Genomic DNA, 13,404 nt, shown 5'->3' with positions numbered 1-13,404 from the left:
ACCTCACAGAAACGTAGAAAAGGGCGGCCCGGCACCGGGCCGCCCCTCGTCGCGTGTTACTTCTTGCGCGGGATGAATCCCGGTACGCCGGTTTCCACCACCGAATTGAAGCGTATCCGCGTCGTAATATCCTGACGGATTTCATGCATGGCCCGATGGGGCAGGGTCGCAATATCAAAGTTCTCGCGAATATGGCTCAGTGTTGCAGAAGTGGTCAGAAAAGCGACGCCGCGCTGTACCGACCAGGCCAGTGCGACTTGCGCCGGGCTCTTTTGCAGACGCCGGGCAATGCCGGTAATGACCTCGTCTTCCAGCACGTTCGGCTCCATGCCATGGCCCAGTGGCGCAAACGCCAGAACGATGATTCCGTGGGCCTGACAGAATTCGAGCAGTTCCCATTCGGGCAGATAAGGGTGGGACTCGACCTGCACCACGGCGGGTTTGATCCGCGCCTGGGCGACGATCTCTTTTAAGGCTTGCAGGGTGATATCGGACAAACCAATGGACTTGCACCGGCCTTCATCCACCAGGCGCTCCATTGCCCGCCAGGTCTCTATCAGGGTCACGCCGCCGTCGTAGATGACATGCCCGAATGCGTCTCGTGGGTCCTGGTCGTCGCCGGGCTGGAAGGCAAAGGGCGTATGGATGAGGTAGCAGTCGATGTAGTCGACTTGCAGGCGCCGGCAGCTGGCCTCGAACGCGGGCAACACCCGCTCGGGACGATGGTTGGTGTTCCACAGTTTGGTGGTGATGAACAGGTCTTCGCGCCGGGCCTTGCCTGTCTCCAGGAACGCTTTGAAGGCCACGCCGACCCTGTCTTCATTTCGATAACGTTCAGCGCAATCGAAATGGCGAAAGCCTGTTTCCAGTGCGTGTGTGATCGCCTGGGTGGTCACGCTCAGATCCTTGAACAACGTACCGAAGCCAACGGCCGGTATGTCGCCGGAGCCGTTGATCAGGGGAAACCGGGTTTCGCGAAGTGCATCGAAAATGGGTTCGTAAGACATGTCTCTACTCCAGTGCCTGGGGCCACGGCCGCATGGGCAAGTGACCATTCGTTTAAGTGTTCATGAATGCGCGGCGGCGCTACTGGTATGAAGGTTTTCGTTCGTCGCGAGAGGCCAGTCGTTGCTCGAACACGCCGACGGAGTTACCGCCGAGCGCGACAAACAAACGCACGGTGTCGAGGTATTGCGCGGTCTTCACCCGGATCTGCCCCAGCAGCGCCTGTTCATAGGCACGCTCCGCTTCCAGTACCTGGAGGATGCTGTTCTCGCCTTGTGCGTAGGCTTGCTGGTTCAGGCGCAAACTGGTCTCGGCGGCCCGCAATGCATCTTCCTGGGCGAGGTTTTCCTCGGCGTCGTGGTTGATGGCCTGCAAGGTGTCCGCGACCTGGCCGAACGACGTGATGACGGTCTGTTGGTAGCCGGCGAGCGTTGCCTGATAGCCATCAATCGCAGCCTGACGCTCAGCCTTGAGCGTGCCGCCATCGAAGATCGGACCGGCGATGCCCGCGGCGAAGCCCCAGAGCGCTGCGCCGCCGTTGCCCGAGGCGGCCTGCGCCAGTGACGCGGACAGCGTGACATGGGGATAGAGGTTGGCCGTGGCCACGCCAACGGCCGCGTTGGCGATATGCAGTTCAGCCTCCGCCTGCAAGATGTCCGGCCGGTCGTGGGCCATTTCCGAGGGCAAACTGACGGGCACGTTGGACGGCAAGGCGAACTCGGCCAGATCGAAGTCCGGCGCGATCCAGTCAGCGGGGCCTTTGCCGGTCAGGACCGACAGCGCATGGCGAGCCGAATCGCGTTGCTGGGCGAGGGGGGGCAACAGCGTGCGGTCTTGAGCGAGCCGGGTTTCGGCCAGCGACACATCGATCTGTGTGGTGCTGCCATTGGCGTGGGCCATGCGCACCAGTTCGAGGTTCTTGGTGTCGTTGGCCAGCAGCTTCTCGACGGCACGCATCTGCGCGTTGGCCGAGGCCACCAGCAATGCCTGGCTGGCGACATCGCCGGTCAGGGTCAGGTACGCCGCTTCGTAGCGATGCTTCTGCAGATCGGTGAAGGCTTGCTGTTCTTCGACCTGGCGCTTGTTACCGCCGAACACGTCAAGGTCGAAACCCACCCGCGGGCCAATCGCATAGAAGTTGGAGATCGAAGGGTCCTTGGCATTGTGCGTCCGTGCGCGGCCCGCCTGGGCACCGAAATCGACTTGCGGATACAGGGCGCCCTCCGCCGCGGCGACAGAGGAGGCGGCCTGGCGGATCGTGGCGTCGGCGGCTACCAGTTCAAGATTGCCGTCGATGGCACGGCGCACCACCTGATCGAGTTTTGGCGAGCGAAAGGCTGACCACCACTCACCGCCGACCTTTTTACCCAGTTCGATGCGTTGTTCACCGGGCTTGTTGCGGCCCTGGCCAAGACGCTGCTCGGCCTGTTGGTCATAGTGCTGCGAGGTGCTGGGGTCAGGGGACTTGAAGTCAGGGCCAACGGTGCAGGCGGACAGGAAGATCAGGGTCGACAGCGCACTGATTTTCGTCGGGAACAGATGACGGGATTTCATTTGGCACACTCCACGAAAACTAGTTGGTCGAAACGGGTTTACGAAGAAAGACAACCAGCGGACTCACCACCAGCATCACCACCATCAAAATCTTGAACTGGTCGAGCACGGCGATGAACGCGGCCTGGCCGGTGATCATTTCGTTGAGCCCCGCCAGCGCCGGCAAGGGGGCCGACACCAGCGAATGCGCAGCGGCGCGATAAGGCGTCAGGTTGCTGGCCAGCGCCATGTGCATCGCCTGGGTATTGTTGAAGAAGTACAACTGCACGACCGCAACGCCCAGGGTGCTGCCATAAGCGCGCATCAGATTGAAGAAACCGGTGCCTTCCGGACGTAACTTGGGATCGAGGGTGTTGAACGCCACTTTGCTGATCGACGGCATCAGGATGCCCAGGCCGATCCCCTGGATGGCCCCGGCAATCGCCACCGGCGACCAGTCCATCAACGGCGAATAACCGAGCATCATCCAGTTGGCATACGCCACCAGTGCAATGCCCGCCGCCACGAACAGGCGTTGGTCGTATCGATCGGAGTAACGGCTCATCAGGATGAACGACCCGACAAGCCCCGCACCGCGTGGCAGCGTCATCAAGCCTGTGGTGACGGGCGGATAGCCGAGAATTTCGTCCAGCATTGGCGAGGTCAGGGCCATGGTCGACAACAGCACGAAGCCAAGGGCGAAAAAGATCACCGTCGACAGCACGAAGTTGCGATCCCTGAGCAGGCTCTTGTTGATGAAATGCACCTTGGTCGTCAGGACGTGCACGACAAACAGGTACATCCCCAGCACAAAAGCGATCGCTTCGATCCAGATCTCGGTCGAGGCAAACCAGTCCAGGCGCTCACCCCGGTCGAGGAGCATTTGCAGGCCGATCATGCTCAGGGTGAAGGTGCCGAAGCCGAAGAAGTCATACGGCGGTTTTGTCTCGGCCTTTTTCTCCGCCAGCAGCAGTGCCACCACCAGAAAGATGAACACTGACAGCGGAATGCTGGCGTAGAACATCGAGCGCCAGCCGTGGTATTCGCTGAGCCAACCGCCGACCGTCGGGCCGGTGGCAATGCCCAGGAGCACAACGGCCGTGAACACCGCGCCAAATTTCGGCCGCCGTGCCGGTGGCAGCGTCTCCAGGGAAATCCCCATGGAGAGCGGCCCCAACACGCCGCTGGCAATGCCCTGAACGATCCGCGCGCCGACGAATTCCAGTGGCGTCGTTGCAGCCGTGGCGAGCCACAAGCCCACGATGAGCAGAACGATCGCGGCCTGGTACACGAGCTTCACGCCAAATCGCCCGGCAAGCCACTGTGCAAGCGGCAGGGTGATGGCGCTGGCACCGAGGTACGCGGTGAATATCCACCCGGCCTGGTCGTCGGTCATCGACAGGCTGCCCTGGATAAACCGCAGTGCCGAGTTCGGCAAGGGCAGGTTCGCCGACTGCATGTAGGTCGCTAGCAGCGCGGCGAACCTGAGCGAGCGCGCACCACCGTCCTGCGGGGTTGCAATCGCGTTGGCGTTCATCAGGAGTTACCTGCGGTCAACAGTGCTTTAAGCGGCTGCCACCATGGCGTGCTGTGGCCCGTGTCGACCTTGACCGTGGCGCTGGTGCCGGAATACAGCGGCAGGTCGGGGTTCACTTCGTCCAGTTCGAGACGAACCGGCACCCGCTGGACAACCTTGACCCAGTTGCCGGTGGCATTTTCCGGTGGCAGCAGGGCGAAGTCCGATCCGGCGCCAGGGCTCATGCTGGTGACATGGGCCTTGAACAGGTGATCAGGGTAGGTGTCGATGCGAATGGTCGCTTCCTGGCCGGGGCGCATATGGGTGACTTCCGTTTCGCGGAAGTTGGCTTCCACCCAGATCTCGTGATCGGATATCAGTGCAAACGCTGGCGTACCGTTGTTCACATAGTTGCCGACCTGCAGGTCGTCGACCTTGGCCACGATGCCGTCATCCGGCGCATACACCGTGGCGTAGGAGAGATACAACTGCGCTTCGTCGAGCTGCGCCTTGGCTTCGCGAACGCTGGGATGACTGTCGACTTCGATATTCGGGTTGCCGTTCAAGGCGACCACGGTGCTGGCGATCTGCTGTTCGATCGAGGCAATGCGTTGCCGCGAGACTTTGACGTCGGTATCGGCGCGCTCATAAATGGCCCGTGAAACGAACTCGGACGCGACCAGCGCTTTTTTCCGGGCAAATTCGCGCTGATCGAATTCGGCCGACTCTTTGGCCGATTGCAATTCAGCTTGCTGCTGCCGGTAGCTGGCCTTGAGCCCGTCGATGCGCAGCCGTGCCACACTCAACTGGGCTTCAGCACGGTTGACCGCGATCTGGAAAGGCTTGGGATCTATCTGAAACAGAACCTGGCCTTTATGAACCTGCTGATTGTCCTCGACCGCGATAGTGATCACTTGCCCGGAAACCCGTGCGTTGATCGAAGCTTTTGCCACCCGGGCGTAGGCGTTGTCGGTCGAAACGAAAGGCTGGCCGGCCATGTAATGGGTGTAACCCACCACCGCGAAGAGGGCGGGTACGCCGAGCATCAGCCATGGGCGCAGTTTTTCCTTGAGCGGCTTTTTGGCCGGTCCTGGGTGTTCAATGGCTTGGGAAGCCGGGATGTCGAACTGTTTAGTCATGATCGAATGCACCTTTAACCGGGAAGTCGGGCTAACAGCTGCAAAAATCGCCTGCGGCCCTGACGTTAATAATTGCCGTGAGAAAGCCAACCGGTGGGCAGTGGGGAGGGTGGCTCCGCTGCCGCTGTTTCGTCGCTGCAATACCCGGTTCGAGCCTCGCTTGAACAAACCTGACGCCGAGGAACTTTTGGTTCCTTAATTTTGTGCGATGGTGTAAGAATATCCCTGCACTCACCTTCATTCAAGGATTTTGTACGACATGGCACAAAATAAAGTTCCAGAGAGCAAAGGCCGGGGCCGGCCTCGCGCCTATGACCCGCAGACAGCGCTGCAGCAAGCGCTTGGTGTGTTCTGGAGCACCGGTTATTCCGGCGCTTCGCTCGACAGCATCGCCACTGCGGCAGGCATGAATCGCCCAAGCCTCTATGCGGCGTTCGGCGACAAACACTCGCTGTACATCAAGGCGCTTGAGCAGTATTGGGAGTTCGCCGTGGCGTCCATGCACGAAGCGTTGACGGACCCCGCACTGACCTTGCGCGAGGCGCTGACGCGGTTTTATGAGGGGCAGTTGTCGATTTACTTTTCGGGCGAGGGTCAGCCCCGTGGCTGTTTCGCAATCGGCACGGCGACAACCGAAGCGGTGGAGGACCCGGAAATACGCGACGTTCTCTCCGATCGTCTCAGCAGGCTCGATGCCGATCTGGAAGCGCGTCTGCGCGTGGCCATTGATCGCGGCGAATTGAGAAGCGATGTCGACACCGGAGCGCTTGCCGTTCTCGCGGCGTCTCTTTTGCACAGCATTTCGATTCGTGCCCGGGCGGGCAAATCCCGCGAGGAGTTGACGGAGCTGGCACGCAATGCGGTCAGCGTGATCTGCGGTGGGTGAAGGACTTGAAGATATTCTGGCCGAACACCTTGCCGTGATTTTCTGCGGGATCAATCCAGGCATGACGGCCGCGGCCCAAGGGCATCATTTTGCGGGTCGCGGCAATCGCTTCTGGCGCACACTCCATCTTGCCGGTTTCACGCCGCAGGAGGTGCGTGCGGAAAACGACCGGACGATCCTGCAGTACCGATGTGGTTTGACGGCGGTGGTGGAACGGCCAACGGCGCGTGCCGATCAGTTGTCCTTCCATGAGTTCACTGCGGCCGCTGCGGCCTTCGAGCAGAAAATCACGCGCTATGCGCCACGATTCGTGGCGTTTCTCGGTAAGGCGGCGTATTGCGCATTATCGGGCCAGCGAGACGTTGCCTGGGGGCTCCAACCCAAGACCTTCGGCCATGCCGCGGTCTGGGTTCTGCCCAATCCCAGTGGCCGAAATCTCGCGTTCACCCTCGATCAGCTGGTGGAGGCGTACCGCCAGCTCAAATTGGCATCAGGTCTATGATCCAGGCAAGAAGGTCCGCGTCGGTTTTCCGCCGTCCACTCAGCCGACGAACGTAACAGGCTTTGACAGGCGGGATACGGCATCGAACAGTGGAGTTGCTACAGGCCGGAGTGAGGGGAAACGGCAACTTTTTATGGCGACTTGAGCGTTATCGCTTCTCATGTAACCTACGGAAATCTTGATGTTTATTTTCGAAACCATCGCTAACTTTCGAGAAGATAACAATAAAGTTATTTGAGAGCGCTTCTTGTTGCTGATGAATGCTCCAGGCGGGGCGATCGCCGGGCAAACAGTTCATTTGTCTGGCGACGGAGCCGTTTATTCTGTCGATTATTTGACGCCATTCTCCGTCGGTTTTTATTTATATTTATTATCGTGACGAGCTATTGACGTACTGGCTATGTGCTTATACGCTCAATTTAAGCCGAAGAAAAACACCTCCATCCAAAAAAAGAATCACCTCTGTGCAGGGAGGCTCTCCTATGCGTCCGACACTTGTCATTAAATCCGTTTTGGCTCTGATGCTCGTTAATGGTGCGGCGGTTTTTAATGCGCAGGCGACCACTTTTGTCAATGAATATAATCGCATGAGTAACGCTTGCGATTCATTAAGGTCGCAAGTCGGTGCGGGTCCCGAAGAGGCTTCCGGTAGCGAACTACTTACTTTTGGAAACGGCCTTGGCGTGCCTTCATTGGTGACCGATGTCTATTTCGATGGCACTCAATCGGCTAAATTCAGCAGTGTCACTCATCATTCCGGCTCGACGGAAAGTGTCAACGTTTCATCTTGCGACGGTTTAATGACGGCGAGTGCTAACGACCGGGTCGCGGTAAACTTGACTAGCCAGGACACGGGTTTGACCGGTGTTTCTGATCAGCCGAAGGCGGTACCGCTATCGGCGGTCGCCTGGTTATTTTCTTCCGCGCTATTTGGTTTCATCATGGTTGCGAATCGACGGAAAGTATAAGTTCGGTCGGCCAGGATGCAGAGGTTTGATGGGGATTTAGTTAAAGTTGATCTAGTGAATCTAAATGGCGTTTGATTAGTTGAACGTGATGCGGGTTAGTTGTGCAGAATAAAGTGCAGGGGGGACGACGGTGTGGGTGGTTTGCCATTTTTGCCAAGTTAAAATGGCTGCCGACTATAACGCAATAAAATTGACGAAGTTGGTGCGGGTTGATTTGTTTTGTTGTAAGTCGTTGTTTAATAAAAAAAATTTCGCTGTCTGAGGTAGTGTCAGATGAAATTATCCGCCGATAAGCTCGATCCGATTGCTCTCTTGTGTTTTTTTGGACATGAGAGGGAAGAGCGTGATTTGACTCCGCTTTTGTGTGAAACTCCTGGCAAGGCTACTTAGGCGGAGGGATCCCGATGTTGCGTTTACTGTTACCTGCGCTCTGTGCGCTGTCTGTCTGGTCAGGCATTACCACTGCCAGCGAAAATAACGCGGCTTACCTTCTCAATCCAGGGGACGTCGTTTTTGTTTCCGTTTGGCGAGAAGACACGCTCAAGGAAGAGGTGCACGTACTTCCCGATGGCAGCATCAACTTCCCGCTGGTGGGGCGAGTCGCAGTAGCCGGGCTTGATACATCGGCCGTCGAAAAACTGATTGCGAAAAAGCTTGAAGAGTTCATACCCGACCCGAACGTAAGCGTGGTCGTGCGTGATCCCAAAGGCAATCTCGTCTACGCCCAGGGTAAGGTGATGAAACCCGGGTCGGTGCAGTTGGCGGGGCCGACGGCGGTACTGCAAGTTCTGAGCATGGCGGGCGGGCTCGACAAATTTGCCGACAAAGATGGCATCAAGGTCGTGCGGAACAAGCAGGTGCTCCCTGTTCATTACAGCGATCTGATATCCGGGCGTGACATGTCCACCAACTATGAACTCCAGGCCGGCGATACGTTGGTCGTGCCTTGACCTTGCGCGACGTATTGGGGTTAAGCTTTCTTATGCTACGAACGACCGGGGCTGCCACAGCCATTCTCATGTTGCCGTATTCGGGGGTGGCCTATGCCGCCACTTGGCAATCTTCAATCGCATTGCCTTCGACCGTCGAGTACGACAGCAATCCGGTACTTCTCGGAGACGATGCCAAAAAGGCCGTGACCCGCACGATCATCGCCCCCGATTTCAGCCTCGTCGGAACGTCTGATCTTGATGAGTTGCGCATCGGTCTTGGATTGAACGTCGTTCGCTCCTCTGACACATCCATCGTTCGTGATCGTGAAGACCCGAAACTGTTGCTGGGCTGGCAGCGAGATACCGAAAAGGGAGCCTACGGGCTGACGGCGAGTTATGTCGAGAGCTCGACCCTCTCCAGCGAGGTTCAGGAAACCGGCGTGATTGCGACCGATGGCACGCAGAAACAATCGACGCTGGGCGGCAATTGGCGTACTGCGGTCACGGAGAGAAGCTCGCTGATCGACGAGGTTGAATACACGAACGTCGATTACGATATTGGTTCGCTGACCCCTTACGATGAACTTTCGAACCAATTGAGCTGGAATTACACCTGGAGTGAACGCGTCGAGCTCTTCACGCGTTTTTCCGCGCGGCGCTATGAGCCCAAATCGGGTTCCGGGGTGGCCTCCTCAAACAGCTATACGCCAACGACCGGTTTTAACTACAAGATCTCCGAGCAGCTCGAGGTCTCGGCGTATGTGGGTGCCAACCAGGTTTCGGGCAGTAACAGCGGCCCCACCGGTCAGGGCGGGTTCAACCTGCACTATGCCGGTGAGCGTTTTGACACGACCCTCGACGCCAGTCGCAGCACGATCGCCAACGGCAATGGTGGTTTCGTCGAGTCGAATAATCTGCGGGGTACGTGGAGCTACTCCATCGACGAACTCAGCCGGGCCGGCATTGATACCTCGTGGCAAAAAACCAAAGGGCAATCGCCGAGCACCCTGCGCAACTTTAATGTCTGGGCCAGTCGAGAGCTCTCGCCTTTTTGGGTTGCGCGCCTATCCTACACCTACAAACAACGCCTGCAAGATGGCTTGCCGGATGCCACCGCCAACGTCGTCGGGTTGACTTTGACCTATAGTTATCCCGAACTCTGAAACCCAGCTGTGTGAGTATTTATGGCCTCTGAATACGAAATGTCGGTCAACGACTACATAGCAATACTCAAGCACCGAGCGGTGCTGGTGGTCGTGAGTATCGCGGTGATTTTTGCCGTGAGCGTGTTGGTTGCGATGTACATCCCGCCTGTCTATCAGTCATCCGGCACGATTCTGGTCGAGTCTCAGCAGATTTCGCCCGATCTGGTCGCGGCGAATAACAATACCTTTGCCGACGAGCGCATCGAAGTCATTCGCCAGCGCGTGATGACCCGCGAGCACCTGGAAGGGATCATCGATAAATACAATCTTTTTTCCTCGGAAAGCCGGCGGTTGAGCGTTACCGAAAAGATCGAAGAGATGCGCAATGCAATTAGCGTTTCCTTGGTCAGTGCCGCCGTGAAGGGGCGCGGGGAGGTGACCATCGCTTTCCGCCTGGGCTTTGAGCACAAGCAGCCAGAAATCGCGAACAAGGTTGCCAAGGAACTGGTTACGCTGTTTCTGGATGAAAACATCAAGCAGCGCACCGAGCGCGCCAGTGAAACGACGGAGTTCCTGACACAGGAAGCGGACAAGCTCAGGGTTGAACTGGAAACCCTGGAGAACCGTCTGGCGGACTTCAAGCAGGCGCACAGTAACGCGCTGCCCGAGCATCAGGAATTGCGCATGAATATGCTGTCGCGCGCCGAAACCGAGCTCAAGGAAATCGACCGTGACTATAAGGCTGCCCGCGAGGAGTTGCGCTTCAACGAATTGGAAGTTTCCGCGGCCAGCGCCGGTGTCGTGAGCAAGCCGGGCGCAACGGGTGCGGAAGCTGACAAGCCGCAGGATCTGGGCAGTCTCAAGGCTGAGTACACAAGATTGCTGTCGCTCTATACCGAAGCGCACCCCGATGTGCGCGCCGTCAAGCGCAAGATAGCCGCACTCGAGGCCGCTCAGGGGCCGGGGGCGAATGCAGTGAGCTCCGTCAGCCTGGAGGTGGCCAAGGCTCAGGCCCGGGTCGCCGCTTCGGAAGCGCGCATCAAGTCGCTGGCCGACCAGAAGCGTGAACTCCTTTCCAAGATAGACGCCTACGAGGCGCAGATTCTGGAGACGCCGCAAGTCGAGCGCGGCCTGGTCACGTTGATGCGCGACCATGACAACGCTCGCAAGAAGTACGAGGAAATTCGCACCAAGGAAATGGGGGCGAAGATCTCCGAAAGCCTGGAGCAGGAAAACAAGGCCGAGCGTTTTGTGCTTCTTGAGGCGCCGTTGATGCCTGAGAAACCCGTCAGGCCCAATCGCAAGAAAGTCGTTGCCATGGGCTTTGTGCTCGCCCCGGTAGGCGCTGGTGCGCTGGTGATGCTGCTGGAGATGTTGAATCAGCGTGTACGCGGCGTTGAAGCCCTGACCAGTGTGCTGGGTCGACGCGTTCTGGGCACTATTCCCTACATTCACACCAAGGCAGAACTTGAGCGCAGCAAGCGATTGCGAACACTGCTCATCCTCTGTGGAATTGTGTTGATCGCATGCCTTCTGGTCCTTTTGCATTTTTTCTACATGCCTCTGGACCTGCTGGTGTTTAAGGCTCTGGCGCGATTTGAATAAGGAATATAGCCATGGAAATAATCAAGCCCGCGGGCGATAAAGCCGAGCAACCGGCTTCATCGAGTCTCGTGACCACATCGACTGGGCAGTCTGCAACGCTCAATGCCCTCAGCTACGTGCAAACCAAGGTTGTCCCCTTGAGGGCAGACCACCTCGAGCGCAATCGCATCGTGGCCTACAACAAGAATTCGAGCATGGGCGGGGCTTTCGATTTGCTGCGCACGCAGGTGTTGAAAGCCATGGAAGAAAACGGCTGGCGCACGCTTGCCATCACTTCCCCGACCCCGGATTCAGGCAAAACGGTGTTGGCGATCAACCTGGCGATGAGCATCGCCCACCACACCACCAAGACAGCGTTGCTGGTGGACTTCGATTTGCGGCGTCCGAAGGTGGGTGCCTGCCTCGGCCTTCCGATGGAAAAATCGCTCAATGAGTTGCTCGCCGATGAAGCCGAACTGCAGGACGTGCTGGTCAACCCGACCTTGCCGCGTTTTGTGGTCCTGCCGACACGAGAGCCGATTCCGCTGTCCACTGAGGTGCTGTCATCGCCCGCCGTGAGCCATTTGATCAGCGATCTTCGCGATCGCTACAACTCACGTATCGTGATTTTCGACTTGCCGCCGGTGTTGAGTTCGGACGACGTGATTACGGTCTTGCCGAAATTCGATTGCGTTTTGCTCGTAGTCGCCAACGGGATGAACAGCAAGAAAGAGATCGAGGAAAGCCTGCATCATCTGGCAAACGCCAACCTCATTGGCACGGTGCTGAACAAAGCCGAACCCCAAAACCGCTCTTACTACTAGCGCTCACCTTCAGGCGCTCGGCGTTTTTCGTCAGCGCCTGCTTTCAATGCCAGGGATGCTTGCGCTCCCAGTTCCAGGCGTGCGTCACAATCTGCTCAAGCGTGGCAAATCTCGGTGTCCAGCCCAGCAGGGTATTGGCCCGTCCCGGATCGGCCACAAGACGTGGTGGATCGCCGGCACGGCGTGGTGCATCGTTGACGCAGATATCCTGGCCGGTCACCCGGCGCGCAGTGTCGATCACTTGTTGCACCGAGAAACCCAGACCGTTGCCGAGGTTGAACGCGGTGCTGGCGCCCCCCTCCAGTAGGTAATCCACGGCCAGTGCGTGAGCGGCGACGAGATCGGTAACGTGGACATAGTCGCGAATGCACGTGCCGTCAGGGGTGTCGTAATCACGGCCATAGACGGTGATCGATGTGCGCCGGCCCGAGGCGGCTTGCAGGATCAGTGGCAGCAGATGGGTTTCCGGTTCATGGCGTTCACCCAACTGTCCTTCAGGATCTGCCCCGGCGGCGTTGAAGTAGCGCAGGCAGACCGACTTGAGGCCGTATGCACGGTCGAAATCTTCAAGCGTCTGCTCCACCATCCACTTGCTGCGCCCGTACGGGTTGATCGCGGCCTTGGGGTGTTCTTCGTCAATGGGTACGTATACCGGGTTGCCATATACGGCGGCGGTCGAGGAGAAAATGAAATGTTTGACCCCGGCACGGACCATGGCTTGCAGCAGTGTCAGCGTGGCGGCGAAGTTATTCTGATAATACTTGGCAGGTTCAGTGACGGATTCGCCCACCTGTATAAAGGAAGCGAAGTGGAACACGGCATCGAAACGGTGCTTCGCAAACAGAGCGTCCAGCGCCTGCACATCAGCGATGTCCAGTTCAACCAGTTCCCCGCCCGTCAATGCGCTGCGGTGGCCCGTTGAGAAGTTGTCGGCCACCACCAGATCGTGGCCCGCGGCCAGAAGTTGCTTGACCATGTGTGAGCCGATATAGCCCGCGCCACCCACCACCAAAAATTTCATCCTGATCTCCGAACTCCTGGAAACTATTTCAATGCAAGCACAGATTGGAACGTCAGCGCGTTTCAATTGAGCATTATGTTAGGTAATTTAGCCGTTGAGTTGCATTGACAGGGTTTGGCCGTGCTTTGCCCTGTGACGCCTTGCTCAAAAACAACCGGTCCAATGCCTGGTTGTATGAGCGACGGCGAATGGAAATGGCTAAAGGCGACTATAGTACGTTTTGTGTCATTGAGTACGCACCTGTTGTTGAGTTGTTGATTGATTTCTTGCAATCGTTCAGCCTGGCCAGGCGAGCGATTGCTTCGGGGCATGGGCCCCGAGGGCGTTGATTACATCTCCCTTGGGGCGG

12 protein-coding genes are annotated in these 13,404 nt (G+C 57.9%); 7 read left to right on the top strand and 5 right to left on the bottom strand.

The window, feature by feature from the left end:
* Positions 1–56 precede the first annotated feature (56 nt).
* From GQ39_RS13225 to GQ39_RS13210, 4 genes are all read right to left on the bottom strand, one after another.
* Positions 57–1,007, bottom strand: a complete 951-nt coding sequence (locus tag GQ39_RS13225; RefSeq protein WP_047530471.1) for an aldo/keto reductase — start codon at positions 1,005–1,007, stop codon at positions 57–59.
* A gap of 79 nt (positions 1,008–1,086) precedes the next feature.
* Positions 1,087–2,559 (bottom strand): efflux transporter outer membrane subunit, encoded by a 1,473-nt coding sequence (locus tag GQ39_RS13220; RefSeq protein WP_047530468.1) that lies wholly within the window; start codon positions 2,557–2,559, stop codon positions 1,087–1,089.
* A gap of 19 nt (positions 2,560–2,578) precedes the next feature.
* Positions 2,579–4,075: a DHA2 family efflux MFS transporter permease subunit gene (locus tag GQ39_RS13215; RefSeq protein WP_047530465.1), complete on the bottom strand. Its 1,497-nt coding sequence runs from the start codon at positions 4,073–4,075 to the stop codon at positions 2,579–2,581.
* Positions 4,075–5,193, bottom strand: coding sequence for an HlyD family secretion protein (locus GQ39_RS13210; protein WP_047530462.1), 1,119 nt, complete (start codon positions 5,191–5,193; stop codon positions 4,075–4,077). Before GQ39_RS13210 ends, GQ39_RS13215 begins: the two co-directional genes overlap by 1 nt.
* Before the next feature lie 259 nt (positions 5,194–5,452).
* On the opposite strand from GQ39_RS13210, the gene GQ39_RS13205 reads away from it, so the two are divergent.
* The 7 genes from GQ39_RS13205 (at position 5,453) to GQ39_RS13175 (ending at position 12,034) form a co-directional block, all read left to right on the top strand.
* Positions 5,453–6,079, top strand: a complete 627-nt coding sequence (locus GQ39_RS13205; RefSeq protein WP_047530460.1) for a TetR/AcrR family transcriptional regulator — start codon at positions 5,453–5,455, stop codon at positions 6,077–6,079.
* The gene (gene mug, locus GQ39_RS13200) at positions 6,072–6,581 is read left to right on the top strand and encodes a G/U mismatch-specific DNA glycosylase (protein WP_047530458.1); all 510 of its coding nucleotides are present in this window, start codon (positions 6,072–6,074) and stop codon (positions 6,579–6,581) included. Before GQ39_RS13205 ends, mug begins: the two co-directional genes overlap by 8 nt.
* A gap of 482 nt (positions 6,582–7,063) precedes the next feature.
* On the top strand, positions 7,064–7,549 hold the full coding sequence (locus tag GQ39_RS13195; protein WP_047530455.1) for a hypothetical protein: 486 nt from the start codon (positions 7,064–7,066) through the stop codon (positions 7,547–7,549).
* A gap of 404 nt (positions 7,550–7,953) precedes the next feature.
* Positions 7,954–8,499 (top strand): polysaccharide biosynthesis/export family protein, encoded by a 546-nt coding sequence (locus GQ39_RS13190; RefSeq protein ID WP_047530453.1) that lies wholly within the window; start codon positions 7,954–7,956, stop codon positions 8,497–8,499.
* A 32-nt stretch (positions 8,500–8,531) separates the two neighbouring features.
* Entirely contained in the window at positions 8,532–9,644 is a 1,113-nt protein-coding gene (locus tag GQ39_RS13185; RefSeq protein WP_047530451.1) for a hypothetical protein, read from the top strand.
* Positions 9,645–9,665: 21 nt separating this feature from the next.
* Positions 9,666–11,231: a GumC family protein gene (locus GQ39_RS13180; protein ID WP_047530447.1), complete on the top strand. Its 1,566-nt coding sequence runs from the start codon at positions 9,666–9,668 to the stop codon at positions 11,229–11,231.
* Between the two features lie 11 nt (positions 11,232–11,242).
* Positions 11,243–12,034 (top strand): CpsD/CapB family tyrosine-protein kinase, encoded by a 792-nt coding sequence (locus tag GQ39_RS13175; RefSeq protein WP_047530445.1) that lies wholly within the window; start codon positions 11,243–11,245, stop codon positions 12,032–12,034.
* A gap of 43 nt (positions 12,035–12,077) precedes the next feature.
* Here GQ39_RS13175 and galE read toward each other — a convergent pair whose 3' ends face one another.
* Positions 12,078–13,055: a UDP-glucose 4-epimerase GalE gene (gene galE / locus GQ39_RS13170; protein ID WP_047530443.1), complete on the bottom strand. Its 978-nt coding sequence runs from the start codon at positions 13,053–13,055 to the stop codon at positions 12,078–12,080.
* Positions 13,056–13,404: the final 349 nt, after the last annotated feature.

The sequence above is a fragment of the Pseudomonas sp. 11/12A genome, assembly GCF_000800055.1.
Lineage (GTDB): Bacteria > Pseudomonadota > Gammaproteobacteria > Pseudomonadales > Pseudomonadaceae > Aquipseudomonas > Aquipseudomonas mohnii.
Note: the sequence above shows the minus strand (reverse complement) of the source record. Positions and strands in the feature narration are given on the sequence as shown.

Bases quoted from the DNA above. Each gene is read 5' to 3' on its own strand.
- GQ39_RS13225 (WP_047530471.1), bottom strand. From the start codon at position 1,007: ATGTCTTACGAACCCATTTTCGATGCACTTCGCGAAACCCGGTTTCCC.
- GQ39_RS13220 (WP_047530468.1), bottom strand. From the start codon at position 2,559: ATGAAATCCCGTCATCTGTTCCCGACGAAAATCAGTGCGCTGTCGACC.
- GQ39_RS13215 (WP_047530465.1), bottom strand. From the start codon at position 4,075: ATGAACGCCAACGCGATTGCAACCCCGCAGGACGGTGGTGCGCGCTCG.
- GQ39_RS13210 (WP_047530462.1), bottom strand. From the start codon at position 5,193: ATGACTAAACAGTTCGACATCCCGGCTTCCCAAGCCATTGAACACCCA.
- GQ39_RS13205 (WP_047530460.1), top strand. From the start codon at position 5,453: ATGGCACAAAATAAAGTTCCAGAGAGCAAAGGCCGGGGCCGGCCTCGC.
- GQ39_RS13195 (WP_047530455.1), top strand. From the start codon at position 7,064: ATGCGTCCGACACTTGTCATTAAATCCGTTTTGGCTCTGATGCTCGTT.
- GQ39_RS13190 (WP_047530453.1), top strand. From the start codon at position 7,954: ATGTTGCGTTTACTGTTACCTGCGCTCTGTGCGCTGTCTGTCTGGTCA.
- GQ39_RS13185 (WP_047530451.1), top strand. From the start codon at position 8,532: ATGCTACGAACGACCGGGGCTGCCACAGCCATTCTCATGTTGCCGTAT.
- GQ39_RS13180 (WP_047530447.1), top strand. From the start codon at position 9,666: ATGGCCTCTGAATACGAAATGTCGGTCAACGACTACATAGCAATACTC.
- GQ39_RS13175 (WP_047530445.1), top strand. From the start codon at position 11,243: ATGGAAATAATCAAGCCCGCGGGCGATAAAGCCGAGCAACCGGCTTCA.
- galE (WP_047530443.1), bottom strand. From the start codon at position 13,055: ATGAAATTTTTGGTGGTGGGTGGCGCGGGCTATATCGGCTCACACATG.